Below are 26,165 nucleotides of genomic sequence, written 5' to 3' on the forward strand. Positions count from 1 at the left end.
CAGGGGAAGCTTTCAATGATCGTTATCGGAAACAAAAGTTATGAAGTGTTAAAGGACCATCGAAACGGCTGGAATCTGGAAGCTTTCCGGGAGCGGTACAGCGAGGTGCTGGACCGTTATGACTACATCGTGGGAGACTGGGGTTACAATCAGCTTCGGCTTAAAGGTTTCTATCGGGATAATCATCCTAAAGCTGCCAAGGATTCTACCTTCTCCAGCATGTCCGATTACATTAACGAATACTGCAATTTTGGCTGTGCTCACTTTGTGCTTCAGAAAACGAAGGAGCAGAAGGATAGCAAAGAGCACGCCAATTCCAAAGAACCTGTGGAGATTCGTGAAACACCCCCCAAGGAAACCAAGGGTGAGGGGGAAGTGAAGGGAAGCAAGGAGACCCCGCAGGAGGGACCTAAACCGGGCAAGGAGCACAAGGACCAACGCGAGCGGCGTGAAGCCAAGGAATCCAGACGCGAGCCGCCTGATCCTAAGGAATCCAAGGAGAAGGAAGCAAAGCCTTCCAAGGAGCCTAATCCCCCGGCTGAACAACCGCAATAAAAGAAGAACGGCCACCTCTAAGACAGGTGGCCGTTCTTCTTTTATTCGATATCGGAAAGTATTAGCCAAGAAATGCATCACGGACACGATTCCAGAACGGGAACGGCCGATAGCGTGCAAAACTGACCTGCTGTTCCGCCACTTGACAGCGGACGGATACGAGGTCGTCAATCGAGATATTCACATGATCGATCGTAAGCAGCAGACGCTGTTCTTTACGCGAGAATATATCACAGTGATGATGCTTGGGCAGAAGCAGCGGTGAGCCCAGTGTACGGAAAATTCGATTGTTAATCGAGGCGATTTCCGCGATTTGCAGAGCATCGATGGAAGGATGCACCATCGCTCCGCCGACACTTTTGTTATAGGCCGTGCTTCCGGACGGCGTAGACACGCAGATCCCGTCTCCTCGGAACATTTCAAAGGTTACATCGTTGATGTCAATCTGCGCGACAACGGTACCGTCAACGCCTTTAAGCGTAAATTCGTTTAAGGCAATGTAAGAGGACGTTCCTGATTTTTTATGAATTTCCAGTTGAACCAGGGGGTACTTGACGAGGCGCGGCTTCACGTTGCCGTGTTCGCCTTCTCCGCTCATATGATCAATTAGCTCTGTCAGTTCATCGGCCTTCCAATCAGCATAGAATCCCAAGTGGCCCGTGTGGACACCGACAAAAGCGAGGTCAGGAATACGGTCAATAAAAGTATGGAAAGCATGCAGCATCGTACCGTCTCCGCCGATCGAGACCACAATCTCCGGAGATTCTGCATCCAGCACAAACCCCCGCTGTTCCGCCAGCTTGTGAAACTGCTGGGTCAGCTCGACAGACAATGGGTCACCGCGGTCCAGAACATAATATCTCAAGTTGATAAGCTCCTTTGTAAGGTTATATAAAGATGATAATCAATCTTGGAGAAGAACACAATGTTCACCTTGGGAATTTGCGGATTTTCTGCTGCAGTTCTCGAATGATCTGAATAAACAACGCAACCGCAATCAGGAAACCGAGCAGGATGCAGAAAGCCGCCATAATATGGGTATACCCGTTTAGGGCGGAATCCGAAACAGCCGGCAGCGCCATAGTCGGTATCGAAGATCCCATGACACTTCTCCAGAGCAGCAATACAGCGATTGCGGCAATCACACCATGAATCAGTCTTGCAATGACAAAAGGGAAATATCTGAGGTTGGTAGAGTTCAGGATGCTGATGATCTGGGCATGAACGGACAAACCGCCCCATGACAATATAAAGGCAGCCGCGGCCGCTTTGTATGGCAATGGAATTGCAGCTCCCGCTTCGCCGGCATATCGAGCACCGAGTGTGACCTCAAACAATCCGCCTACGATGGCAGTGGATAAGGATTCAGGCATCCCAACCAGAGATAACAGCAAACTGATAACCTCGGTTAGCGCAGGCATGACACCGGCGCGGGTCCAGAGTTCAAGAAACACGGAGAAGAAAACGACGAGCCCGCCGACAACGATAATAAGCTGAAGCGATGACTGTATCGCTTGTCTTAACAAGGTGCCGAGGTCCCGGCCATCCTGCTCGCGCGCAGCATGCATGGCATGCAGGGCAGACCTGAGCCTGCTTGTCTTAGCCTGGGACAGACGAAGTGAGTCGGTTATTGTTTTGGATTCATGTCTGCCATGAAATCGCATAATCAACCCCACCAGGAAACCTCCGCCATAATGGGACAAGGCAAGGATCAAACCGATCTTGGGGTCATGAAAGAAGCCGATGGAGACCGCTCCAATTAAAAATATAGGGTCAGAAGAGGTGGTGAAAGCAACAAGCCGCTCACCTTCCTCCCGGTTTACCATTTTTTGTTCCCAAAGCTTGGCGGTTAATTTGGCACCGACCGGGTATCCTGAAACATATCCCATTGCTGCAACGAATCCTCCTGCGCCCGGAATACGAAACAACGGTCTCATTAAAGGATCCAGGAGGGTGCCAATCAGGTGCACCACGCCAAACCCCAGCAGCACCTCTGAAATAACAAAAAACGGGAACAGGGAAGGGAACAGCACGTCCCACCATATCGACAGGCCACGGAGTGCGGATTGAAGCGCCGCTTCGGGAAATAAAGCCATTAGGACAATTACGCTGAGCAGTGCCGCCACGAGCATGAGCCAGCCCATTTTTTTCATGGTCATAATAAGGAATACGCCCCCTGGCATCGATGTGAATGATAGAAATATAGGTCCGTTGTTAAAAATCTATGCAGGTTATAGGACAAACAGTATAAAAAACATGAGAAAGCGGTTACATTTGTGCTTTATTTTCGGGGATATTGTGCTATAATAAAAAACATCAAAGCACATCTTTCGTATTATGTTTGGATGGAGTGATGATCATGAGCATAGTCGCAGGTATCCTAGTATGCGCCTTCGTTTATGTTATACGTGCTTCTCTCGTCCAGAGTGAAGAGGACTGGCGCAGTTATTAATAAGTTCTAAAAGGTGCTAACCCTTGCTTAGCGCCTTTTTTTGTTGTTTTTTGCTATAATGGATAGGTACATCCAATCAAAAGCGAATCATAAAAACAGATGGGAGATTAGCGGATATGAATCCGAACTTAAGCATCTATGATAACCTCGGGGGTGCCGAGGGTGTACGTTCGCTCGTCGAAGCGTTTTATCCGAGAGTGCAGCAAAATGAGCTGCTTTCCCCATTGTTTCCGGAAGATATTATGCCGGTGATGGAGAAGCAATATATGTTCTTGAGCCAGTTTTTTGGAGGGCCTGCCTTGTTCTCGGAAGCATTCGGACATCCGATGATGCGGGCCAGGCACATGAAATTCCCGATTACGGATCGTCATGCCGAAGAATGGCTTGGCTGCATGGCAGGAGCCCTAATCGAAATTGGCGTGGAGGATGAATTACGTGATTTTGTGCTGCAGCGTCTGTCCGGCCCCGCCCACCATTTCGTGAATACTCCTTAGTGCCATAGACCTACATCTAAACAGGAATTAGAGGCGAATGAAGGGATGGCGAATGGCGTGAAATTGGAACCCTTGTATTCCATCAAGGTAATTTGTGCGCACTGTGAGCATGAATATGTAACATCCAGGGTGAGACCCAGCTTTAAAAAGGCATACCGTACAGATACGGATTTTTGCGCTTATTATAAATCGGAGAATCCCGATTTTTACGTAGTGCGGATCTGTCCTGAATGCGGTTTTGCCTCCACGGAAAACTCGACCCTGAAATTGAACGAACGGCAGAAGTCGCTCTTTTACGAGCAAGTCGGATGCCGCTGGGAGAAGAGGGAAATGGGCGGGTCCCGCAATCTGGAGGATGCTCTGGAGTCGTACAAGCTGGCTCTCCTCTGCGCGCAAGTGATCGGGGAGCGGGATCGCATTGTGGCCAGCCTGCTGCATCATATCGCTTGGCTGTACCGATATCAGGGTAACGAGGATCAAGAGAAGCGGTTTTTGAGTTATAGCCTGGAATCCTATATCCGAGTGTTTGAGCTGGAAGGGGTAGGGGCTAATGATGCTAGGTTGCTGTATCTGATCGGGGAGATCCATCGCAGGCTGGGCCAGTTTCAGGAGGCGGTTCAATGGTTCTCCAGAGTGGTCCAGGATGACAAGATTATGGATGCCGCGATGATACGCGCATCCAGAGAGCAATGGAAGCTGATATCCGAGCAGATACGGGAGCAGAAGAACGCGGCACTCCAGGCGGAGTCCTAAAGCCAACAGCCCGCTGAAGGGTGGGTCAGCAGGCTGTTGGATCTTACGTATAGGCTAAACTTATGCTCTACGGTGAAGTCAGCGTAATCGCTGATCCGTGAGCAAGTAGTCGATGTCGCTGTCCAGCACGGTTACTTTGTTGTGACAGCAGGGGAAGATCAGCAGCTTCTTTTTCCCTTCCCTTACGCTTATCAGCTCTTTGGGTTTCATCGGCAGCAATACATTGTCGGTTCCGCAAAATGGGCAGCTGTGTACATACACGTCGTTTCCAACGACATCATAAGGCCAAGTATTGGAAAAAGGAATCATGAGTTCTCCGATGATGGGGACTCATCGTCTTTTTTTGTTGCAGTCGCTTCCTCATTCTTGGCAAGCTCGGCAATTTTCTGCATTAATATATGCTGAGGCATATGCATCAGCTGTTCCAGCGGAACGCCCAGCTGCTTGGACAATGTAACCGCCGTCTCCGGTGATATTTGCAAAGGTCTCATGGCTTCTAGCTCCTCCAGCAGTAAATTGGTTGTAGCAGTGATAACATAAATTGAGTTATATATAGTTATACACTTTTCCCTAAGTCCACACAAATGATATTCCGCTTGAATTCATATTTTATTTAGAAAGGTGATGAATGATCGATGGCACTTCAACAAACTTGGGATTTGGAATCGATATTTCCCGGAGGCTCTTCCTCACCACAGCTCGTGAGCTTTCTTGAGGCTCTTGAGCAGGATGTACATAATCTTCAGCAAGCCGTTAAAGCATTAACCGTTCCGGAAACCATGGAGGGCGCATCCAGCCTTGAACGCTTCCTTGAGCAGTTCCAGAGTGCCTATGCCCGTATCCGCGAAGTCTCTGCATTCGTGGGCTGCCTGACTGCGCAGAATGTGAATGACAAGAAGGCGGTTCAATTATCCGGACGGGTAACTTCGTTGTCCGCGACCCTGCAATCGGTTAAGAACCAATTCGACAACGTTCTTCGTGGTATGAATGACGAGCTCTGGACCGCTTGGACCGGTACGGATAAGGTATCCGAGCTTGATTTCGTATTGAACGAAAGCCGTAATCTTGCGAAAGATAAGATGAGTCCTGAGTTAGAAAGCCTGGCTCTGTCGCTTGGCGTAGACGGTTATCATGGATGGGGAGAGTTCTACGATACCATCGTGAAGAAAATCCAAATTCCATATGAGGAAGACGGTAAAACGGTCATGCTGTCCGCAGGACAGGCGTTCAATAAAATGCATGATCCTCGCCGGGAAGTACGTCAATCCATGTTTGAGAAGTGGGAGCAGGCATGGGGAGACTCCGCCGATTACTGTGCGGATACTCTTAACCATTTATCCGGCTACCGCCTGAAGCTGTACGAGAACCGCGGCTGGGATGATGTCTTGAAGGAGCCGCTCGCGATTGGCCGGATGAGCCGCGAGACCTTGGATACCATGTGGGCTGTCATCCAGGACACGAAGTCGGTGCTTGTGGAGTACCTGAACCGCAAAGCGAAGCTGCTCGGTCTGGAAGGCTTGTCTTGGACGGATGTAGATGCCCCGCTGCGCACTTCCGCAACCAAAATCTCATATGACGATGCCGCGGTTAACATTGTGGAGCAATTCCGTAAGTTTAGCCCAAGATTGGCGGATTTCTCGCAAATGGCGTTTGACAAGAGCTGGATTGAGGTCGAGGATCGTCCCGGCAAGCGACCAGGCGGTTTCTGTACTTCCTTCCCGGCCAGCGGCCAGACCCGGATTTTCATGACGTTTGGCGGAACGGCTTCGAACGTTTCGACCCTTGCGCATGAGCTGGGCCATGCCTACCATCAGCATCTGATGGGCGGAATTCCGGTGCTTAACCAGAAGTATGCGATGAATGTTGCTGAGACGGCATCTACCTTTGCCGAAATGATTGTTTTTGATGCGATGGTGAAGGGCGCCGGCAGCGAAGAAGAAAAGCTGGCTCTGCTGGAAGAGAAAATTCAGAACAGCGTAGCCTTCTTTATGAATATTCATGCACGTTTCTTGTTCGAAACTCGCTTCTATGACAAACGGAAGAGCGGTCTGCTCAGCAGCGAGGAAATTTCGGAATTGATGGTGGAGGCGCAGAAGGAAGCCTACTGTGATGCTCTGACATCGTACCATCCGCATTTCTGGGCATCTAAGCTTCATTTCTATATTACGGGTACGCCGTTCTACAATTTCCCGTACACCTTCGGTTATATGTTCAGTACGGGCCTCTACGTTCGGGCATTGGAAGAAGGTCCGACCTTTGCGGATAAATATGATGCCCTGCTTCGTGACACCGGCATAATGTCCGTGGAGAATCTGGCAAAGAAACATCTGAATGTGGATCTGACCCAGCGCGATTTCTGGCAAAGTGCGGCTGATTCCTGTGTATCCGATATTAGACAATTCTTGCAAATGACAGAACATATGGCGTGAATTGTTGATTTTCATCGGAAAAAGGGATGAAAGAATTTGTTAGAGGACTTTTGCCTCCCAATGCATGCAAATTCCAACCTATGAAGAAGCCCTCTGGGGCTTCTTTTTTTGTCGTAAAAGATTGAAAGTTGACGCAAAAAAGGAGCCGAAAACTAAATTATTTGTGCAATTTTAGTAATAAATACCCAAATGTGTTGAATATTGTTGATACATTGATTCCTTTACCCTATAATGAGTCATAAGCCCTAATAATAGGGAAGATTTACTAATAAAGGAGGGAGAAGAGATGGTAAAACTAGATCAATTATCACTGGCTAGACAATTGGACATCGTGTTTAAAGAGCTGGAAGAAGAGTTGGGAGGTCTAAGTTCAGGGGCAGTATTTGTACAAATACGAAACAATGTAATTGGTAAATTTGGCATACGGCATAATCCATTGGCTGGGCGTAACGGGGTCATAGCTCCACTTGAGGAGGGGCTAAGTGAAGCTCAACAATTCTCTTTTCGTACGATGGCGCTTGAAAGTCTGAAACATAAACGCCACTGGACACACGGCGAAATCAGTTATGAATTTATGGTACGACAGGGCATTGTCGTTGTAGATGCTGTACTTGAATCCAACTATAACATGGCCAACTTGATGATTCGGTACCCTCGTAATACATATGCCGAAGCTGCTTCGGAATCCTGAAATCATTTATCATATAGAACATATAACGAAAGAGGCGATCTTTGGGGAGAAGATCGCCTCTTTCTAATTACGGCTGGAGGGAAGAGATGCGAATTACAGGTTCGAACGACCCGATAATTGCTGCTCAGCCAATTGTACCAGACGTTTGGTGATGTAACCTCCCAAAGAACCGGTTTCACGGGAAGTATAGTTACCCATGTAACCGTCTTGTGGAATCGTTACGCCCAGTTCTTGAGCAGCTTCCATCTTCAATTGTTGAAGAGCTGCAGTTGCTTGAGGTACGACAAGATTGTTAGAAGAACGACCTTGAGCCATGTCATGTCACCTCCTTTGATGTTGTATGTGGATATTATGACTGAATCCTAGGAATCTCATTCGTGCTTGAGGCATATCATTGGTTGGTAAAATTATCCGTATCACTGAAATGGTCCTTTATCTTAGACAAACAAGAGCAGCCCTTTGAAATCAAAGGGCTGCTCTTGTTGAAACATTAAGTATATAAAGATTATAGGGTTCGTATGGAATGGCTGAATTCCCCTTACTCCGCCTCTGGCGACGTTTTTTGGATGCTGATCTGGGTATTCAGGTCCACGGTCTGTCCCGGTTCCAGATGAATCAGTCCGGTTTCTTCGTTCGGCAGATTCAAATTGGGTGCGTTCGGAAGCCAGGTATATGGCTCGATGCAGAGGAATTCCTCCGCGACGCCTTTTGTATAAAGCACCCAGTGCTTGAAAAAGGCACGGTCTGCCGAATAATGAATTTGATAACCGTCATCCCGTTGAAGCCTGGCTTCGGCTGGTTTGCCCTCTGGGATTTTCAATATCGTGTCAAGGTCGGCTTCCTTCAGGTTGAGTCCGGTATTCAGAGGTTCCAGATGGCCAAGCGGTGAAAGATCTCCGGTTGGAATCAGTTCGTTATTCAAGGTGTAAACGCCTTCTACAGGCAGATCCAGCGTCCAGCGCTGCGGTTCACCATCAAGCAGGAACCACGTATGGTAACCCATGCCGAACGGGACAGGGCTGGAACCCAGATTCGTTACACGAAGACTCTGCGAGAAGCGGGTCTCCTGAAGACGGAAGGTCATTTCCAGCTTCAACGGTACTGGGAATTGGGCAATCCATTTCGGATCATCCGATGATATGAACTCTGTCGAAACGGCGCACCCATCATCCTCTTCCTCTATGTCGCTGACACACCAAGCCTGTGATCGGTGGAGACCGTGAATATGATTGTCGTTCGCGGTATTTTGATCAAATTGGTACGATGTTCCGCCGTACTCAAAATGGCCTTTGGAAATCCGGCCTGGCGGAATGAGCATCGGGATGCCGAAGTGGTATGGCTTCTGAAGATAGAAGGCAAGCTCACTTTCATCTGGTTTTCGGAGGATTTCGCGTGAGTTTTCAAGGTCTTTGATTCCAATGACATTGTTACCAAGACGAGGAAGGAGAGTCACTTCAAGACGGCCGCTGTTTAAAATATAGGTGTCGTAACCATTCCACTGGCCTTTGGTCACTTGATTCATATCGATGCTCCTTTACTAACAGAAATCATGGTCTGGACGATTAACCACATCATAACAGATTTTTGCGGAAAGGGTAAAAGAAATGCTTCAAAACATTGGGCGACTTGATTCTAAAATGGAATTGACAAGGCAGAGCAAGAGTTTTATCATTGCATGTAATAGTGATCCAAAAATGATTGAAACACGATGACAAGGACAAGTAAGCAGGTGCGGCCCATCCTTCAGAAAGCCGGTGGTTGATGTGAACCGGTGGATCCGCTTTGCTGAATGGACCTTTGAGTGCTAGGCTGAACAGGGATTATACTGTTATTCCTTAATATGCCGGCCGGGGATTCTCCGTTACAAGAATGGAAGGCTGCAGTTTAAGTATTAGAGTTGCTGCAGCGAATAAGGGTGGCACCACGGTCTCACGTCCCTTGCGGATGTGAGGCCTTTTTGCGTTCCTATATGTTCCCCTGGAGCGGGGCAGACTTTGGATTAAAAAATATTTAAATAAATGGAGGGCAAGTCATGAAAACTGTATTATCGGGAATTCAGCCGAGCGGTAATTTGACACTGGGCAACTACATCGGAGCCATTAAAAATTTTGTTAAGCTCCAAGACGAGCATGATTGTTACTTTATGGTTGTCGATCTGCATGCCATTACGGTACCGCAGGAGCCAAGCTCGCTCCGAGATCGCTCCGAATCGGTGGCGGCACTGTACGTAGCAGCCGGTATCGACCCGAATCGTGCCAATATCTTCTTGCAGTCCCATGTTCCTCAGCATGCCGAGCTCGGATGGATTATGACAACGATGGTAAATATGGGCGAATTGGAACGGATGACGCAATTCAAGGACAAATCGGAAGGTAAAGATTCCGTAGGAGCCGGTTTGTTTGTCTATCCAGCGCTCATGGCTGCAGATATATTACTGTATAATGCCAATCTGGTACCGGTCGGAGATGACCAGAAGCAGCATTTGGAAATCACGCGCGATTTAGCTGCACGGTTCAATCATCGGTTCGGTTCCTATTTCAATATTCCGGAACCGTTCATTCCGGAAGTAGGCGCACGAATTATGTCGCTGGATGATGCTTCTAAAAAGATGAGCAAGAGTAATCCGGTGGAGGGCAGTTATATTGCGATGCTGGATACGCCGGACCAAATCCGCAAAAAAATCAGCCGGGCTACAACCGACTCCGGGGCCGAAGTGGTCTATGACCCGTCCGCTAAACCAGAGGTTAGCAATCTGATGAGCATCTACTCGGAGTGCGCTGGGGTGTCCTTGCAGGAAGTGCAGGCGCGTTTTGAAGGAAAGATGTACGGGGCATTCAAAAAGGAGCTTGGCGAAGTTGTAGTAGCCGCTCTGGAACCCCTTCAAAACAGATACTACGAAATTCGCCAAACCGGTGAAATCCATGACATTCTGGCCAAGGGAGCAGAGCAGGCACAGAAGACCGCAGCTCAAATACTGGATGGCGTCAAGGACAAAATGGGCTTTCTGGCTTCTAAATAAGCAGGATTCTTCCTAAGAAGGCCTGCGTTTGGATTTGATAATGAATCCCCAGCCTATGTTGAGAATGGAGAGTAGAGCCAGACCGACGGCCAGAAATCCGTTGTAACTGATGGATATGGCCGAAGCGGTCAGCAGGACGATCGAAGAGACCGCAAACCATAGGGATAAGCCTTTACTCATATGAAAAAAACCTCCATAGATAAAAATTAAAAAAATACGTATAACGCTGCAAGAAGGAGCCATAATAAGTTTGCAAGCTTGCACTGGAATAACAGACATTCAGTGAAGGGAGATATTTAATATGGCACGCCGCAGCAACAATTTGGTTGTACCTCAAGCTACTGCAGCATTACAACGTTTGAAACTCGAGGCTGCTCAAGAACTAGGCGTAACGATTCCTCAGGACGGTTACTATGGTAACTATACTTCCCGTGAAACAGGGTCCCTGGGTGGATACATTACAAAACGTTTGGTACAGCAAGCAGAACAGGCTCTTTCAGGGTCTGGCCGCACGCTGTAATCTCTTTCTCATAACGTGAGTATGGAAGCCCGGAGCGCTATGATTGCGCTCCGGGCTTTGTATTCATATTAAGGATTCGACACCCGCCTTTGCTACATAGACAAATTGTGCCTTAAACAACGGCATAACGTCAAGATTATATCGCTTCCAAATGTCACTGAATTGTCATATAGATGGAACGAATTCCGAAGGATTGCTAAACACTTTTTACTAATGATATGATAAACTTTATAGCGGAGGCAGTACTTCCTCCATAACGACAGATACAAGGAGGAACGTTTACACGTGGATAATCACTTGAGATACCAGGCTCCTTCAGAATCCGCAGCACTTGCCTCGGCAGCGCCTGCACCTCCCGATAAGGCGGGGACTTGGAAAGATTTTATCACGGTGACGAAACCCGGAATCATCCGGTCAAATTTGATAGCGGCTTTTGCCGGATTTTGGCTAGCATCGCGTTGGGATATCCAATTTGGATTGATGATTATGACACTTCTCGGAACCGTTCTGGTTATGGCTTCGTCCTGTGTTTTCAATAACTATTTCGACAGAGAGCTCGATATGAAGATGGAGCGTACACGGAATCGCTCACTTCCAACCGGACGGCTGACACCTAAGGTTGTTCTTTGGTATGCCATCATTCTTGGAATCGTTGGACTAGCCATGTTATTCCTGTTCTCAGGGGTATTGGCAGGTATATTCGGAGCGATTGGAATGTTCGTATACGTTGTAGTATACACATTATGGTTAAAGCGCTCATCAACATGGAGCACGTCGGTAGGCGCTATTTCCGGAGCGATGCCTCCGGTGATCGGCTATGTGGCCGTAACAGGAAGCGTAGATATGGCTGCGGTTTTGCTGTTCGCTCTACTGTTTCTCTGGCAGCCCCCGCATTTCTGGGCGCTGGGCATTCGCCGCGTGGAAGAGTACCGCGCAGCAGGCTTCCCGTTGTTGCCGGTCGTAAAAGGAATTAAACGCACAAAGTATCAGATGATCCCTTACCTGGTACTTCTTATACCGATCCCCATCCTGATGTACGCGTATGGGTATGCCGGTATATTCTTTCTGGTTATCGGACTCCTTCTGGCAATTTGGTGGCTCTACGCCGCACTCCAAGGTTTCCGTGCCAAGGACGATGAAGCTTGGTCCAAAAAAGTATTTATTATCTCCATCAACTACTTGACCTTGAGCCTGATCGTTCTCATACTCAATACCACCTTTTAATAGGTGGAAGGGCTTTAACGCTGCACTAAACCTGACAAGAACAGGGATTGCCTGAGACGAAGGGAGAACGGGGAAGGTCATGAATGCATTCAAACGTTACAAATGGACTTGGGTACTACTCGCTGTATGCGTAATAGCAGCTATTTACCTGGTGTACAACTCGCTAGGATTCGGAAAAGAAAAGTTTCCTATCGTTCGTGAGGTTGCCGCTTACTCCATGGAGAATGTGGATGGAAAGACGATCACATCGGACGATACCAAGGGCAAGGTGAAACTCATGTACTTCTATTTCACCAGCTGCCCGGATGTATGCCCGATTACGACACTGGTTCTTTCGCAAATACAGGAAGACTTGAAGAAAGAGGGCCTCTTCGGAAAAGAGGTTAACTTCGTGTCCATTTCCTTTGACCCGGAAACCGATACGAAAGAGAAGATTAAGGAGTTCGGGGACCGTTTCTATGCGGATTATAACGGCTGGTACTTCCTGCGCGGAGATCAGGAGGAAACGCGGAAGCTGATGCAGGACTCTTTCAAAATCCCGCTGCTCGGCAATAACTCGACGAATTTCACGCATGGCAATTCGATTGCATTGGTTGACCGGAATAACAATATTCGGAAGACCTATAATGCAGCAGACCCGGCCCAAGTGAAGACCGAGGATATTGTGAAGGACATTAAGACCTTAATTAAGGAATAACTTATAGGTAAAACCAAAAGGCGCGCTCTATCGTTAAAGATGGAGGACGCCTTTTTTTATTTAAATAGGGATTTCGGATGTATATACGTTGTGAATGAGATTTTGGACAAATTAGACAAGGTTCATCAGAACTCAGCAGGAGGCGGGTAAATGATGAACTCTTCCAGCCCGGCCTTCTCTAACTGGGCAATCAGGTATTCGTCAGGCGTTCCTTCAACTCCGGCGTATCCCCGGCGTGTATAGATGTGTTCGGCATCAGGAAAGACGTCGCGCAGGGCACCGCGAATTTTTTTGCCGGAGCTGTCGTTATCCATAAAAAGATACACCTCTTGATCCTTCACCTGTTTATGAAGGCTTTCCAGCTTGGCGGTGTTTAACGTTCCGAATGTGCACAGGATGGTTATATCCGATGTCAGCAATCGGCGTAGTCGGCTCCGGTCGTTCTTGCCCTCTACAATGAGGAATATCGGCATCTTTTTCACCTCTGTCATGATACGGAGATCCTTGGCAGCATTCCCCGGGAAATGATGATCTGCCGTCGAATGATGGTTGTGTCGAATGGTGTATGTATAGTGTAACTTGTTTTTTACCGATCATGCAAAGCAGGCAAAATAAAACGGCCATCCACTGGATGGCCGTAACAAGGTTAACCCATGTATTCTAGTAGAAACAGCTCAAGATGATGACGAGCAGAATATACAATACAAGAACCATCCCTACAGAATTTCCATGGCCTCCTGTATGACAATGTTTATGATGATGAACATGACTCATGATTACTTCACCCCTTGGTTAGATGTCCGTGGTCATTTGCCACACTGTATCTTATGTGGATATACCCATATGGATTGTGTATTGGCCCATCCGCATCTTTTTGGGCGCTGGCTCAAGCCCGGTACAGCTTCCTTAGACGGTTGAGATTGGGGTTTCTGGTGAGATGGCTGTTAAAGGTGCTTCACGATTGCGTTTGGGGAGCAGCAGGAGCACGGTCATCAGCATCAGAAACGCGATAAAATAAGGGGACACCACCGTTCGGAGCTGTCCAGCCGCAATAGGACCTACAAAGGAACCCAGCGACATGGCGATGGATTGCAATGAGAATACTTTCCCGAGTCTGCCTCCGCCGCTTAGCTCAATGAACAGTGAAGATAATGCCGGAAACAGCAATCCTTTAGCAAGCCCGAGTGCAAACAGGATGATCATAATCGGTACTTGATGCGCGGCAGCGAGGGCGTAGAAGCAAATAGCCAGCCCCAGTACGCCGACGGCCACTCTGATATGGGGCGCATAACGATTGAGAAACAGCATGCTTAATGTGACCAATGCTCCAAGACTAATGACGGAGAATAGAAGTCCGGTGGACATAATGCTTGCCAGCCCGCTTTCCCGCAGCGGTATTTCAAAGAACAGGATTCCTTGAGAGCATGCGATAGCAAACGGGATCAAATATAAGCGCAAACTAAAAGGAAGCCGCGCTGGTGTCCCATTGTTGATCGGCACAGCCTGCCCCTTATCTTTAGCGTTGGCTGACAGAGGCTTCGGGAGACTGAGAAACGCCATCAAGCCGGTAAAAATCAAAAGCCAGCCCAGACTCTGGAATGTACCGGAAAATCCTGCTTTGGCTACAATGAAAGCTCCGGCGGCCGGGGACAAGACAGAGGCAAGGGTGTGGACCACGCCATGACCGGACATATATTTGCCTTGCGTAACAGGATCCCGGGAGAGTGACGCAAGCAGTGCCAGACAGGCAGGTGACAAAAAGGCCAAGACGAAACCGCTGATCGAGCGGAGCACGAGCAGCTGCCAGGGCAATTGGACATGAGCCTGGAGCAGCAGAATAACACCAGCAGCGGTTAAGCTGAAAATAATGTAGCGTCTGCTGCCGTGCCGATCGATCAGATTGCCTGCAAGCAAATTGCCAGGCAGATGGGTTAAAGCATAAATGCCCATCATCCAGCCGATGAACGTAGGGGCTGCGCCAAGGGAGATGGCAAAGGGCGTCAGTACAGGATACTGAGCATGCAAATCAAAAAACGCCAGAAACAAAAACATATAGAGCCATAAAGCGGTTTTCAATATGGCACCCTCCTATCCGGCAAAAGTTGATATGTTACTACTACTTGTACGTTCGAAAGGGCAAGCTTATACCTTTTTGTGAAAAGACCCGGTTGGCTGACAGTATTGCGGGGTATCATGTATAATTAATAAGACGGCCATGAACCGCCGTTTTTGAAACGATGAACGGGAGTGAATTGAATTGGATACACAGGTCTGGATTGAATTTCTCAAACAAAACTGGCTGGTCATTGCCATCGCCTTAATTGTCTTGTTTATTGTGCTGAATGTGGTGAGAACCGTTATTAAGTGGGCGCTTGCCGTACTCATCATCGTGGGATTGCTGGTGTACAGCGGAATTTCCCTCGATAAAATCGGCGAGGTTGTAACCACGGTGAAGGAAGAAACGGTGGATACGATAAAAAAAGAAGCGCTGAACATGATGATGAAAGAAGCGAAGGAAGCGAAATATACTTCGAATCGGGACGGTACCTACTCCATTAAAGCTCCCAATCTGGAGTTGAAAGGAAGTTCTGGTTCTGAAGAGGTTGAAGTGACGTTCCGCGGTGTTTCGGTAGGAAAGTGGGATATCAACGATACGATTCAGAGCTTTATCGACGATGCCAAGAGCAATACGGCCTCGAAATAAAAAGATGAAACGCAATCGGAAGCGATGTACGGGGGCAGCAGCTTTATAGTACTGCAGCTCGCTACATCGGTTGACAAGACATCATGGGGAGAGGAGGGGATACCGTTGATGTCGGCATGGAAGGATAGTGTGCTGAGTGGGAACGGAATCACCATCTTGCTGCTGCTGATTGTGGCTTTTTCACTATTGCAGGGATGGAGTCGCGGAGCCTCCCGGTCAGCCGGGAAGCTTGTTTTTTTTCTGGGGGATGCGGTGCTGCGCCTGGTCGGGCTTGCGATCTCCGTTCCTTTTACATTATGGTTATCGCCTAAAGCAGGCGATTGGCTGGGCACGGCCGCAAGTTTACCGAATCGGGAGCTGCGCTTCTGGGAACAGGTTTATTATACAGCCGTAAAATCGCTGGCGGATTTCCCGCTGCTGCGGTTTGCGGTGCTGTTTATGTTAAGTTACGCCCTTATCGTATTTATGCTGCGTCTGCTCGTTTCCCTGATCATGGGAGGCAGGCTGGGACTTTTCGGAACGAGAAAAGATACCTCGGCATCACTGCTGAGCCGGCTAACAGGGGCTGGAATTGGTGTCATCATGGGAGCTGCGCGGAGCATTATTGTCATTGCGATCTTATTCATCTACGTCAGTCTGAATCCCGATCACGGCTTTAGCCGGTATGTTGAGGCTTCACCGGTTTATCAGCAGGGAGCGAGGGCTGTAATAGAGCCTTTGTCGGGTTCTCTCGTCCGCGAGAAGCTGCCGGTCTTTACCCAATCGGTACAGGAAGAATTGAATGGGATCATTCAGCGGAAGTATGAGGTCATCGACCACAAGATACCCGAGGGCATTGAGCAGACGGCAGCCCATGTCGTGAAGGGCGCGTCAACCGATGAAGAGAAAGCGCGAAAGCTCTATGATTGGGTTGGCAGCCGGATCGCATATGATCACGACAAAGTGACGCTGTATGAAGAGCAGCGGATATGGAAAGAGCAGACACCACAGGATACGTACGATACAAGATTAGGCGTGTGCATTGATTATGCCCGGCTGTATGCCATGATGGCCCGGTCTCAGGATCTGAAAGTCCGGGTCGTAACCGGCAGGGGATATAATGGGCAAGGCGGTTATGGCCCGCATGCCTGGAATGAGGTCTACTTGAGTGAAGAGAAGCGATGGATACCGCTGGACCCGACCTGGGCACAAAGCGGCAACTGGTTTAACCCGCCGCGCTTCAACGAGACGCATATTAAAGAGCAAGTGTTTTGATCGGTGTGTTGATATGGAGAAGGGCGGACTTTTGAGCAAGGGAAGTCCGCCCTTGCCTATCAGGAGGGCCCTTCCAGATGAAGTGGGGGGGCGTTTATGTTAATATGGGTTTATGTGATTGTGGATAAAGGGGAGAAGCATACGTGAAAGGGTTTAGGCCGGATAAGCGCAAACAAGAAGAACGAGATGCCGGCAGTCAGTTTAACTTGCGGGTTAATCTATTTTTTTTCAGCACTTTTATCATATTCTGTGTCATTATTATACGTCTTGCTATACTGCAGTTTGTTGAAGGGCCTGAGCTAAAAGAGCTCGAAACCGGCGGGCAGGTTAAAAATTTCCCGCTTCAGCCGATCCGGGGCAGCATCATCGATGCTTCCGGAACGCCGCTTGCCTACTCGACACCCTCCCAAGCACTGTATTTAACGCTGTTAAAGGATTACAGTTCATCCGAACGAGGGAAGAAGAACCGTCCGGAGATCGAAAAGCTGGCCGAGGAAATGGTCAAGGTCTTCGAACAGTATGGTGATCCAAAAGCCGAAAAGTTGACGGTGGATGATGTGATCAAAGCGATGGACCTGGAATTTAACAAGCAGCCGGGTTATGAGCCGAGACGCATTAAGGCAGATCTCTCGACCAAAGAAGTGGCTTACTTTATGGAGCATAAGAACGAGTATCCTGGTTTAGAGGTTGTTGAAGAAAGCCAGCGTCAATATAACCAGGATAAAATTGCCGTTCAAACCATTGGTTATTTGAGAGAGTTCCGCGGAAATAAGACACTGGATAAATATAAACAGATCGATGAGCAGAACAAGAAGCAAAAGGATCCGGGACTCATCTATACGGAGCAGGAGAAGGTCGGTGTAGACGGACTTGAAATGATGTTCCAGGATGAGCTGCGCGGCAAGAACGGATATATTGGTATTCCGATTAATCCGCAGAACATGGCGGACGGGGTGCCAACCATGATCGCCCCGGAGAAGGGTTACAATATTCATACGACGATCCACAAGGATATTCAGAAGGCTACGCAGCAGGCGATCATCGATCAGCTGAAATGGCTTCATACCAATACGGTTTCCGGTAAAACGCATCCGAATGCGCAAACCGGTTATGCCGTAGCGATGGAAGTGGACACCGGAAACATTGTTGCCATGGCCAGTATGCCGGATTATGACCCGAATGTGTGGGAGAATGGGGCCGATGATACTGATTGGGAAACCGTCATGAAGTATTACGGCAACGGGACGATCTCTCCATACAGTTCCGGTCGATCCGGGAACAATCTGGAATCGGTTGTGCTGCTCGGCTCCACCATGAAGCCTTTGACGGTATTGATTGGACTTAATGAAAAATTGTTTGGACCTAACGATTATTATTATGATGGCGGTGCAGCATTTTTCGGTAAGGATAATACGAGAGTTCGGAACTCAGGCGGTAAAGCCTATGGATCTTTGAATGCCCGACAAGCGATCGAGCATTCTTCCAACGCCTTTATGGTTGACTGGATCGGGGAACGACTGTATAACAAATACGGCTCCAAATCCGTTGAAAAATGGGATGAATACATGAGGGAATTCGGGCTTGGGGTATCTACCGAATCCGGCCTGCCGAAGGAGCATAAAGGAATCATCGAGTATACCAATATCGAGCAGGCGGGAAGTTATCTGGCTGCCATGGCATACGCTTCATTCGGACAGTCCGGTAAATATACGACGCTCCAATTGGCACAGTATGCCAGCACGCTTGCCAATCGGGGAGAACGCATTCGGCCGCAGCTTGCGAGCAAGATTGTGGATCAGGACGGCAATGTGATCAAGGAATTCAAACGCGAGGTATTGAATAAAGCGGAATTCCCGCAGCAGTACTGGAATGAAGTCATTGCAGGGATGAATACGCAGGGACTTCGGGCTTTTGAAGATTTTAAATATGATTTTGCACGGAAGACAGGAACATCCGAGCAGGATATTTATAAAAACGGTACTCGGATCCGGGTGGAAAATGGGGTGTTCATCGCCTTTGCACCACGGCAAAATCCGAAGCTGGCCGTCGCCGTCGTCATACCGGAAGCAGGCTTCGGTTCCCAGAGTGCCGCGCCGGTTGCCCGCAAAATTTTCGATGCGTATGACGAAATTTACGGACTCGACGGTACGCCTCACCCTAAACAAACCGAGGGTGGAAATGAGGATGGCAGTTCCAACGAATAATAGGAAATAGCAAAACGGCAGCCAAGAGCCCTCAATGGGTTGGCTGCCGTTTCTTTATTTGTTACACATGGGCGTCCGGAGCCTTGTCCGCTACCAGATTCAAGACGACGCCAAACTCCAGCAGCGCTTTGAGTCCGCAGAGCACCATGGTGTATCCTCCCATGGAATCCATAGCTCCCTGCACCATTTCATCCGCACTGCCTGTAAATCCGGAATGGGTAATGGCAACGAAGGTTTCATGATCGCCGCGTGACGTGAATGCCCACTCGGTCCTGGTTTGGTCCGAAGACTCGATTGCGATGCGGCGGTTCACTTCAATATGTTGAACGTACACGTCATCATGTACCCCATACATCTCCCAATCCCAGCGGATATGATGGCCTTCCTCAAGCTTGCCGCTGCTTTTGGTAAACCAGAACTTGGTTGTGATCTCAGGGTCGATGAAAGCCTCGAATACTTGGGCTACCGGTCTTCGAATCAGCATCTCTGCCGTTACGACGGGCTTCTCATTGAGTTTGGTCATATGATTTTATGACTCCTTTCGGGGTTGTCTTCAGTAAGTATCGTAGCATAAAAGAAATCATATTCTTTCTTTTACATTGCTCATTCATTTCAAGGGCGTGTGATTTGTTCGAGCGCTTGGGGAATCCTAGTTGATCCTAGCTTTTCCTCCGTTTTGGCCCGTCTGGGGGCTGCTATTCATGAGGGATGTTTTGACGACCTGCCTTTTGTGGTAAAATGTCGTTATGTTTGCTTGTGATTCGTAAGGGGGTTAATACCATGAAACATAAATATCGATTGTTGGCACTGGATATGGACGGTACGCTGCTGCGGGACGATCATGAGGTGTCCGAGGAAACGGTGAAGTGGATCAAAGAGGCGGTACGGCACGGCATTCACGTCTGCCTCTCGACAGGCCGGCCGTTTCAGGATGCTTATCCGTATGCCAAGCAGCTTGAACTGACGACACCGATGGTAACGGTGAACGGCGGGGAGGTATGGCGCGCGCCATATGAATTGCACCGCCGGGCGCTGCTCGACAGCAAGCTTGTGGAGCAAATGCACGCACTTGCCATTGAAACCGGATCATGGTTCTGGGCGTATTCAGTAGAAAGATTGTATAACTCTGAGAACTGGATCGGCGATGTCGCGAATCAGGAGTGGCTGAAGTTCGGTTACACCACGAATGATCATGAGGTACGCCACAACATTCTGATGCGCCTGCAGGATATGGGTGGATTGGAGATCACGAACTCCTCGCCGGATAACCTGGAAATTAATCCGCTCGGCGTTAACAAAGCGACCGGAATCGGACAGGTGTGCGAACTGCTCGGAATCAGCATGTCCGAGGTCGTAGCCGTAGGGGACAGCTTGAACGACCTGGCTGTGATTCAGCAGGCCGGACTCGGCGTGGCTATGGGCAATGCCCAGCAGACGGTGAAGGATGAAGCGGACCTTGTGGTTTCCAGCAACAATGAGGACGGTATCGTTGAGGTCATCAGGGATCATATTTTGATCGAAGGGTGAGATGTTGATGGACGTATTGGGCTGGATTATCGTCATCGCTCTGTTTATCATTGGGATGGCCGGAGCGATTTACCCTATTCTGCCGGGGGTTATCGCCATTTACCTGGCGCTGTTTGTTTACGGCTGGTTCTTTACATTCGAGCATTACAATACATGGTTCTGGATTATTCAGACCATCATTCTGGTGGTGCTGTTCATTGCCGATTATGCGGTTAACGCCTGGGGGGTTAAGAAGCTTGGCGGTTCCAAAGCCTCGATATGGGGCAGCACCATCGGACTGATTATCGGACCGTTCGTCATTCCCGCTTTTGGATTGATTATCGGACCGTTCATCGGGGCATTTCTGGGTGAAATGCTGGCAGGCTCGGGACCGAGCAAATCCATGAAGGTTGGTTTCGGATCGGTCATTGGATTGTTCAGCAGCATTGTGGTGAAGGTTATTTTACAGCTCGCGATGATTGTTATTTTCTTCATTTGGATTTTCTAATAGACGCTTAGGAATCGCTGTAAGAGGCGCTTTGGAGGAGAAAGAAGGGTACGGTTTTGTCAAAGAAAGAGTCATTTATTAAAGGCACCATCATCTTGGCCGCTGCTGCGCTGGTAGCCCGGGTGCTGGGCCTTGCTCAGCGGGTGCCCCTGGAGCATATGCTGAATGATATTGGGGATGCCTCATTTACGATCGCCAATAACGTATATTTAATGCTGTTAACGGTAGCAACGGCCGGCATTCCCAGCACGCTCAGCAAAATGGTATCCGAGCGTCATGCTTTGAACAAGCCTGCGGAGGCCCGGCGTGTCTATCATGCTGCACTTATTTTTGCCGGAGCAGCGGGTGTAATTATGACGCTGCTGCTTTATTTCGGAGCTCCTTATTATGCGACCCATATTGCTAAGCAGCCGGAGGCAGCCGCGGCCATTCAGGCACTCGCCCCAGCGCTGCTGCTGTTCCCAGCCATCGCCATGATGCGGGGATACTTCCAGGGGCGCAATAATATGACGGCTGGTGGCATATCGCAGATTATCGAGCAGATTGCACGGGTTCTGACAGCGATCGGCTTGGCCTACATGCTGCTGCGGATGGGATACGACGATACCTGGATCGCGGCCGGCGCCTCCTTCGGGGGCGTACTCGGCAGTATCGGAGCATTTGCCGTCATGCTGTACTTCACGGTAAAACTTCGCCGAAGTGATCGTGAGCTCAAGATGCCGGCGGCGGACCGCTCCATTCCGCTTGGCGGGATATACAGGGATATATTCACGCTGTCTATACCGATTGTGCTGTCTTCCCTGGCGGTTCCGGCAGTTAACTTTATTGACAGCTCCATCGTGAAACCGCTGTTGATCGGGCAGGTTGGTCTGGGACAAGCCACCGCAGCCCTCGCGGTATTAGGAAACCGGGCGCAGAGCGTCGCGGGAATTCCGCCGATTCTAGCCATTGCCCTCAGCACCTCGCTCATTCCGATCATCTCTGCCGCTTTTGCGAAGAAAGATAAGGAGCATTTGGAACAGCAAGTATCGCTGGCTATGCGTATAGCCATATTGACGGGGATGCCGACGGTGATTGCGCTATGCGTTGCATCCTATTCCATCAATGGTTTACTGTTCAGTTCCTTGGGCGGCAGCGGGATTATTGGATTTCTGACGTTCGGTACGATTTTCCAGATCACGATGATGACGACAAATTCCATTCTTCTTGGAATCGGCAAGGCCAAGCTTTCGATGATTCACGTGATGATCGGGGTTGTGGTCAAGCTTGCAGCCAGCTTCCTGCTTGCTCCGTTCTTTGGGATTTACGGTATCATTGGGAGTACGGCTCTTTGTTTCCTTGTCATTACGATACTGAATATAAGATCGATTAAAGCGATTGTATCCTTCTCCATCCTGGGCAAACGCTGGACGGGCTTCGTACTGACGGTGCTTGCCGCCGGTGGAATCGGATATGGCCTGAATCTGGCCGGTATTCAGATGGTTGATGTCATGCCGGCACGGTTGGCATTCCTGCTGACTTGCCTGGTTGTAGGCGTGGCCGTGGTCATTATATATCTTGTCCTGCTGGTGGTGTTTGGCGTATTGCGCCAATCGGAGCTGAGCAGTTACCCGCGTCTTTTGCAGAAGGTGTTCCGTCCGCTTATGAGACTGCAGCCTGCACGTATGCGGGAGCGGGGATAAAGACATAGACACTGAAGCGTTTTGAAAAAACGCACATCGGAAGCATAAGCTTTGGTGCTGAAAATCGACCTTTTTGAACACGCACTTATCGTGTGAATAGAACCGAAATGAGACCTTCCTTGCAGTATCGGGACGGTCTCTTTTCATTTTAATGCCGCCGCTCGAACGGATCAGACACATCATGGACGATGGAGGTTTTCTCCAGAGCGGCCCGATGGGCGTGGGTGATATCCGGCAGCAGCGGCCGTAACGGTTTACGGATATGCCTGAACACCGCGCGGCCCTGATACCAGTCGTACCGGGGAATCGGCTCGGGAGTTTCATCCTTCCAGATCTCTTCAAGCTGAGGGCTATACAGACGTTGGCCACCCGGGAGCCATTCCGATGTGATGAGGTCAAATCCCTCATGGCCATGATTCATGGCTTGCTCAAGGGTCGGCGTAAATAAGGCCGGCCAATATTCGGCGCGCGATCCCTGGTGCTTGGTGGACCGTGCGAATGCCAGCACGGCGCGGTATATCTCCTCATATCCAAATAATAAAGCATACAGCGAACGGCCTGCCTTGATCCGAATGGACAGGTCGTCAAACTTGGGTAGGGTAAGTCCGGCCAGCGGCCTGGCTGGGGAAAGGGGCTTTTGGGCAGGGCTTGCGCCCGACTCCGTTCGATGGACTTGGCCCAACGGAAACACGATTTGATTCAACCGGGTCAGCTCATGCATCCGAAAGAAGGGATCCTGTAGAATATGCTGTCGGTAAAAAGGATGTCTCGCCACACGCCCCTCAATATAATTCTGTTCATTAATGATGAGACCCACCGTAAGCAGCGAACTGCCCTGATCCTGCCAGAACTGCTCCCAGAACGGTGTCATGAACGATGAAACATGAAAGTGGGGGAGCAAATGAAATAGGGGCTTCCCTTTTTTTCGACTGTGTATATAGAGAAGCAGCTGGGGGTAGGCGTCCTGGAAGATCAGCGCATTGCAGCGTTCCAAGAAACGATACAAATTGCTCTTGAATGTGGGATCCATGAGATCCGACATCAATCCGCCCTTCAGATCGCTCATACTCCACCCGGCATTACGCGAGACCATATGGGCCAGCAAGGCCCAATGCAGCTCAGGGTGTGACACATAACAGTCCAAATAGGCTTGCGTACGAGTCACATTGCTGCGGTTGGCTTCGGCTGCGGCCTCTTGAATATGATGAATCAGCTCCTGCTCATCTTGAGATAGCTGAACATCTGCACCTGGCTCATGAATCCGAATGTCGCTATACCCTTGCATAGAAGGGTACGGAAACGGGGAAACGCTCTGCTGGAGATAGGGATGAGAGGAGAGAATGTTCTTGAGCTGCCTGCGAATCGTTCTAACGGCTGTGGGATCCCATTGCAATTCATGTCTGCTTGTCCGGAGTTTTAAGGAGAATCTCCACGATGCGATCATTCCCGACCATGATTCTGTCAGGGCTAGCGGAAGGGTTGCCGTCCATGACCGTACATCCTTGCCCAGGTTTTTTTTATCTTTGACTCCGTTCGAGTGCATTCGGGGTCACCTGCACTTTCTAATGGTTAATCCCAGCCTGTGAACATCATAATGTCAGTATGCTCTAAAATTTGACTTCCACTCAACATTTTGATTCACTAAGGGTGAAGGAATTCGACGTAAAGGGGAGATAATCAATGGAAAAAATCACTTCAGAAGCAGAATTTCAGGTTGCAATCCAGTCTCCGCGACTGACTGTTGCCGTATTTAAAGCAGACTGGTGCGGCGATTGCAAGTTTATCGATCCATTCATGCCGGAGGTTGAGACGAAGTTCTCAAACCAATTGACTCTGGTAGAGGTTGACGTCGATGCTGTCGGTGACGTGAGTCAGCAGCAAAATATTTTGGGGATCCCCAGCTTTGTTGCATATTCCGATGGACGTGAGCTGGTTCGCTACGTTAACAAACTCCGCAAATCGCGCGAGGAGATTGAAGATTTCCTGCAGCGTGCCGTGGACGTATACAGTACGATTCATAAGTAAGAGTGACCATAGCACCGCCGCCTTGATCTATAACTGGCGGCGGTGTTGTTTTACATATCGGATAGAGGTAGGGCTACGAAGTCAAGTACTTGCATCATGAAGGTTTTTCTCATTTTTGAACATTTTGTCACAATCGCTCAAGTGACCGTAGCCGTAGAATCAGGTATAATGAAATGTGGACTGTGTACGATGCGATCCTGTAAAGGTTTAAATAGTGAATATGAGCAGCAGGTGAGATAAGTGAATGATAAACAATTAAAATGGCTGAGTTACATAACATGCTTAATTATGTTCTGCGCGACTTTCGGGGGCATGGTTGTGACTAAGACGGGCTCTGGACTCGGTTGTGGTCAGGAATGGCCGCTGTGCAATGGTAAATTTGTTCCCGCTTACACGGTATCCTCCATGATTGAGTATTCCCACCGGGCTGTCAGCGGAATGGCGGGTTTGGCGGCGCTGGCTTCGCTGATTGCGTTCTGGAAGTACAAGCGGGATCGCCGGGATTTGATGGCTTATGTTATCGGGACCTCGGTATTCGTCGTGGTGCAGGCGATCATGGGGGCGCTAGCGGTGGTTAAGCCTCAATCGGCCGCGATTATGGCGCTGCATTTTGGCTTCTCGCTAATTGCTTTTGCGAGCTCCGTCATGCTGGCTCTGGGTATGCGGCGGGTAGAACAGGCGAAGGGGCCCGTAGACTTGGAACGTCTGCCTCGGGTAAGCAAGGGTTTCCGTAATCTAGTCTGGGGCACAACCCTGTATAGCTATATCGTCGTTTATATTGGTGCATTCGTTAGCCACACCGATTCCCGGGAAGGCTGCTCCGGCTGGCCGCTGTGTAACGGGGAAGTGATCCCGGAGCTGAGCGGTGGAGTCGGCATCGCTTTTATGCACCGGGTGGCAGCGCTTCTGCTGCTGATCGTGGTGGCGGTGATGGGGCATTTTGCATATTGGCGGAACCGCGACAACCGGGAGGTACAGATGCTGGGCATTTCGGCAACCGTGCTCTGTCTGCTGCAGGTGTTTAGCGGTGCCCTCATTATGGCAACGATGCATAACGAGGAGGTTTACGTATTCTCCGCACTGGGACACACACTGCTGATCTCGGCCTTATTCGGCGTACTCTGTTATTTAAGTGTCCGGGTATGGCAGCTCAGCAAGCCGCTTGAAGCTGAGATGCGGCCGGGTCACAACATGCCTCGTGAAAAGATCGTATAAGTAAAGAAGCAAAAACCATGAAACAAAGAGATCGAATGTAAGGCAACATATGTTAAGCAAAGTCCCCGAGCCAACGTTCGAGGGCTTTGTTGTATAGAGAGGGAATTGATATGCCAACCGTCTAACCGTCCGCTCAACCTGTCTGATTTAAGGAAGACGCTCGAAGCAGTACTGGAAAGGTTTGATTCGGCAACGAATTTGTTTATATTTAATAATATTGACGAAGCCGATAA

At 49.3% G+C, this 26,165-nt stretch carries 28 protein-coding genes and 1 other annotated feature; of the genes, 17 read left to right on the top strand and 11 right to left on the bottom strand.

Annotated features, from left to right (window positions below; genetic code table 11):
* Window positions 1–15 precede the first annotated feature (15 nt).
* A complete protein-coding gene (locus tag ACETK5_RS00185; protein WP_394054079.1) occupies window positions 16–555 on the top strand; it encodes a YutD family protein in 540 nt (179 codons plus the stop codon).
* A gap of 61 nt (window positions 556–616) precedes the next feature.
* Here the strand turns inward: ACETK5_RS00185 and ACETK5_RS00190 are convergent, their stop codons facing one another.
* Complete coding sequence (locus tag ACETK5_RS00190) at window positions 617–1,420, bottom strand: NAD kinase (protein ID WP_009591431.1); 804 nt, start codon at window positions 1,418–1,420, stop codon at window positions 617–619.
* 64 nt (window positions 1,421–1,484) lie between these two features.
* Complete coding sequence (gene ylbJ / locus ACETK5_RS00195) at window positions 1,485–2,714, bottom strand: sporulation integral membrane protein YlbJ (protein ID WP_394054080.1); 1,230 nt, start codon at window positions 2,712–2,714, stop codon at window positions 1,485–1,487.
* A 409-nt stretch (window positions 2,715–3,123) separates the two neighbouring features.
* Between ylbJ and ACETK5_RS00200 the strand changes: the two genes are divergently transcribed.
* Together ACETK5_RS00200 and ACETK5_RS00205 are read left to right on the top strand one after the other, a co-directional pair.
* Window positions 3,124–3,501, top strand: a complete 378-nt coding sequence (locus ACETK5_RS00200) for a globin domain-containing protein (protein ID WP_071222368.1) — start codon at window positions 3,124–3,126, stop codon at window positions 3,499–3,501.
* 57 nt (window positions 3,502–3,558) lie between these two features.
* Window positions 3,559–4,254, top strand: a complete 696-nt coding sequence (locus ACETK5_RS00205) for a DUF2225 domain-containing protein (protein ID WP_394054081.1) — start codon at window positions 3,559–3,561, stop codon at window positions 4,252–4,254.
* A gap of 78 nt (window positions 4,255–4,332) precedes the next feature.
* Here ACETK5_RS00205 and ACETK5_RS00210 read toward each other — a convergent pair whose 3' ends face one another.
* Window positions 4,333–4,563, bottom strand: a complete 231-nt coding sequence (locus ACETK5_RS00210) for a hypothetical protein (protein ID WP_071222370.1) — start codon at window positions 4,561–4,563, stop codon at window positions 4,333–4,335.
* The gene (locus ACETK5_RS00215) at window positions 4,560–4,745 is read right to left on the bottom strand and encodes a YycC family protein (protein WP_100539252.1); all 186 of its coding nucleotides are present in this window, start codon (window positions 4,743–4,745) and stop codon (window positions 4,560–4,562) included. Before ACETK5_RS00215 ends, ACETK5_RS00210 begins: the two co-directional genes overlap by 4 nt.
* 144 nt (window positions 4,746–4,889) lie before the next feature.
* Between ACETK5_RS00215 and ACETK5_RS00220 the strand changes: the two genes are divergently transcribed.
* Both ACETK5_RS00220 and ACETK5_RS00225 read left to right on the top strand, forming a co-directional pair.
* Window positions 4,890–6,683 (top strand): M3 family oligoendopeptidase, encoded by a 1,794-nt coding sequence (locus ACETK5_RS00220; protein ID WP_326117945.1) that lies wholly within the window; start codon window positions 4,890–4,892, stop codon window positions 6,681–6,683.
* A gap of 286 nt (window positions 6,684–6,969) precedes the next feature.
* The gene (locus ACETK5_RS00225) at window positions 6,970–7,374 is read left to right on the top strand and encodes an O-methyltransferase (RefSeq protein ID WP_394054082.1); all 405 of its coding nucleotides are present in this window, start codon (window positions 6,970–6,972) and stop codon (window positions 7,372–7,374) included.
* A gap of 93 nt (window positions 7,375–7,467) precedes the next feature.
* Here the strand turns inward: ACETK5_RS00225 and ACETK5_RS00230 are convergent, their stop codons facing one another.
* The gene (locus ACETK5_RS00230; protein WP_100539250.1) at window positions 7,468–7,689 is read right to left on the bottom strand and encodes an alpha/beta-type small acid-soluble spore protein; all 222 of its coding nucleotides are present in this window, start codon (window positions 7,687–7,689) and stop codon (window positions 7,468–7,470) included.
* A 223-nt stretch (window positions 7,690–7,912) separates the two neighbouring features.
* Window positions 7,913–8,896, bottom strand: coding sequence for an aldose 1-epimerase (locus tag ACETK5_RS00235; protein ID WP_394054083.1), 984 nt, complete (start codon window positions 8,894–8,896; stop codon window positions 7,913–7,915).
* Between the two features lie 177 nt (window positions 8,897–9,073).
* Window positions 9,074–9,316, top strand: a binding site (T-box leader).
* 90 nt (window positions 9,317–9,406) lie between these two features.
* Here ACETK5_RS00235 and trpS point away from each other — a divergent pair.
* Complete coding sequence (gene trpS / locus ACETK5_RS00240; RefSeq protein WP_394054084.1) at window positions 9,407–10,393, top strand: tryptophan--tRNA ligase; 987 nt, start codon at window positions 9,407–9,409, stop codon at window positions 10,391–10,393.
* Between the two features lie 12 nt (window positions 10,394–10,405).
* Here trpS and ACETK5_RS00245 read toward each other — a convergent pair whose 3' ends face one another.
* Window positions 10,406–10,573: a hypothetical protein gene (locus ACETK5_RS00245; protein ID WP_164817467.1), complete on the bottom strand. Its 168-nt coding sequence runs from the start codon at window positions 10,571–10,573 to the stop codon at window positions 10,406–10,408.
* Window positions 10,574–10,694: 121 nt separating this feature from the next.
* Between ACETK5_RS00245 and ACETK5_RS00250 the strand changes: the two genes are divergently transcribed.
* From ACETK5_RS00250 to ACETK5_RS00260, 3 genes are all read left to right on the top strand, one after another.
* A complete protein-coding gene (locus ACETK5_RS00250) occupies window positions 10,695–10,913 on the top strand; it encodes an alpha/beta-type small acid-soluble spore protein (protein ID WP_015737431.1) in 219 nt (72 codons plus the stop codon).
* A 285-nt stretch (window positions 10,914–11,198) separates the two neighbouring features.
* Window positions 11,199–12,137 (top strand): heme o synthase, encoded by a 939-nt coding sequence (cyoE, locus tag ACETK5_RS00255; protein WP_100539247.1) that lies wholly within the window; start codon window positions 11,199–11,201, stop codon window positions 12,135–12,137.
* Window positions 12,138–12,216: 79 nt separating this feature from the next.
* Window positions 12,217–12,834 carry an SCO family protein gene (locus ACETK5_RS00260; RefSeq protein ID WP_100539246.1) on the top strand — a complete coding sequence of 206 codons (618 nt, stop codon included), beginning with the start codon at window positions 12,217–12,219 and terminating at the stop codon, window positions 12,832–12,834.
* 125 nt (window positions 12,835–12,959) lie between these two features.
* Here the strand turns inward: ACETK5_RS00260 and ACETK5_RS00265 are convergent, their stop codons facing one another.
* Both ACETK5_RS00265 and ACETK5_RS00270 read right to left on the bottom strand, forming a co-directional pair.
* Window positions 12,960–13,307: a toprim domain-containing protein gene (locus ACETK5_RS00265; protein WP_100539530.1), complete on the bottom strand. Its 348-nt coding sequence runs from the start codon at window positions 13,305–13,307 to the stop codon at window positions 12,960–12,962.
* 433 nt (window positions 13,308–13,740) lie between these two features.
* Window positions 13,741–14,910, bottom strand: coding sequence for an MFS transporter (locus ACETK5_RS00270; RefSeq protein ID WP_100539245.1), 1,170 nt, complete (start codon window positions 14,908–14,910; stop codon window positions 13,741–13,743).
* Window positions 14,911–15,091: 181 nt separating this feature from the next.
* On the opposite strand from ACETK5_RS00270, the gene ACETK5_RS00275 reads away from it, so the two are divergent.
* From ACETK5_RS00275 to ACETK5_RS00285, 3 genes are all read left to right on the top strand, one after another.
* The gene (locus ACETK5_RS00275) at window positions 15,092–15,538 is read left to right on the top strand and encodes a hypothetical protein (RefSeq protein ID WP_394054085.1); all 447 of its coding nucleotides are present in this window, start codon (window positions 15,092–15,094) and stop codon (window positions 15,536–15,538) included.
* A gap of 105 nt (window positions 15,539–15,643) precedes the next feature.
* Entirely contained in the window at window positions 15,644–16,792 is a 1,149-nt protein-coding gene (locus ACETK5_RS00280) for a transglutaminase domain-containing protein (RefSeq protein WP_100539243.1), read from the top strand.
* A gap of 143 nt (window positions 16,793–16,935) precedes the next feature.
* On the top strand, window positions 16,936–18,996 hold the full coding sequence (locus ACETK5_RS00285) for a peptidoglycan D,D-transpeptidase FtsI family protein (RefSeq protein ID WP_394054086.1): 2,061 nt from the start codon (window positions 16,936–16,938) through the stop codon (window positions 18,994–18,996).
* Window positions 18,997–19,057: 61 nt separating this feature from the next.
* Here ACETK5_RS00285 and ACETK5_RS00290 read toward each other — a convergent pair whose 3' ends face one another.
* The gene (locus ACETK5_RS00290) at window positions 19,058–19,519 is read right to left on the bottom strand and encodes an SRPBCC family protein (RefSeq protein WP_326117949.1); all 462 of its coding nucleotides are present in this window, start codon (window positions 19,517–19,519) and stop codon (window positions 19,058–19,060) included.
* Window positions 19,520–19,776: 257 nt separating this feature from the next.
* Here ACETK5_RS00290 and ACETK5_RS00295 point away from each other — a divergent pair, with 257 nt between their 5' ends.
* Genes ACETK5_RS00295 through ACETK5_RS00305 form a run of 3 tightly spaced genes read left to right on the top strand, consistent with a single transcriptional unit; the run spans window position 19,777 to window position 22,692 of the window.
* On the top strand, window positions 19,777–20,523 hold the full coding sequence (locus ACETK5_RS00295) for a Cof-type HAD-IIB family hydrolase (protein ID WP_100539240.1): 747 nt from the start codon (window positions 19,777–19,779) through the stop codon (window positions 20,521–20,523).
* Between the two features lie 7 nt (window positions 20,524–20,530).
* Window positions 20,531–21,010 carry a DUF456 domain-containing protein gene (locus tag ACETK5_RS00300; RefSeq protein WP_100539529.1) on the top strand — a complete coding sequence of 160 codons (480 nt, stop codon included), beginning with the start codon at window positions 20,531–20,533 and terminating at the stop codon, window positions 21,008–21,010.
* A 56-nt stretch (window positions 21,011–21,066) separates the two neighbouring features.
* The gene (locus ACETK5_RS00305; protein WP_394054087.1) at window positions 21,067–22,692 is read left to right on the top strand and encodes a putative polysaccharide biosynthesis protein; all 1,626 of its coding nucleotides are present in this window, start codon (window positions 21,067–21,069) and stop codon (window positions 22,690–22,692) included.
* A 148-nt stretch (window positions 22,693–22,840) separates the two neighbouring features.
* Here ACETK5_RS00305 and ACETK5_RS00310 read toward each other — a convergent pair whose 3' ends face one another.
* Window positions 22,841–24,235, bottom strand: coding sequence for a DUF2515 family protein (locus tag ACETK5_RS00310; RefSeq protein ID WP_394054088.1), 1,395 nt, complete (start codon window positions 24,233–24,235; stop codon window positions 22,841–22,843).
* Window positions 24,236–24,372: 137 nt separating this feature from the next.
* Between ACETK5_RS00310 and ACETK5_RS00315 the strand changes: the two genes are divergently transcribed.
* The gene (locus tag ACETK5_RS00315; RefSeq protein ID WP_071222388.1) at window positions 24,373–24,717 is read left to right on the top strand and encodes a thioredoxin family protein; all 345 of its coding nucleotides are present in this window, start codon (window positions 24,373–24,375) and stop codon (window positions 24,715–24,717) included.
* A 240-nt stretch (window positions 24,718–24,957) separates the two neighbouring features.
* A complete protein-coding gene (locus tag ACETK5_RS00320) occupies window positions 24,958–25,932 on the top strand; it encodes a COX15/CtaA family protein (protein ID WP_100539237.1) in 975 nt (324 codons plus the stop codon).
* Window positions 25,933–26,165: the final 233 nt, after the last annotated feature.

It is taken from the genome of Paenibacillus ilasis (assembly GCF_043195395.1).
GTDB lineage: Bacteria > Bacillota > Bacilli > Paenibacillales > Paenibacillaceae > Paenibacillus_AQ > Paenibacillus_AQ lautus.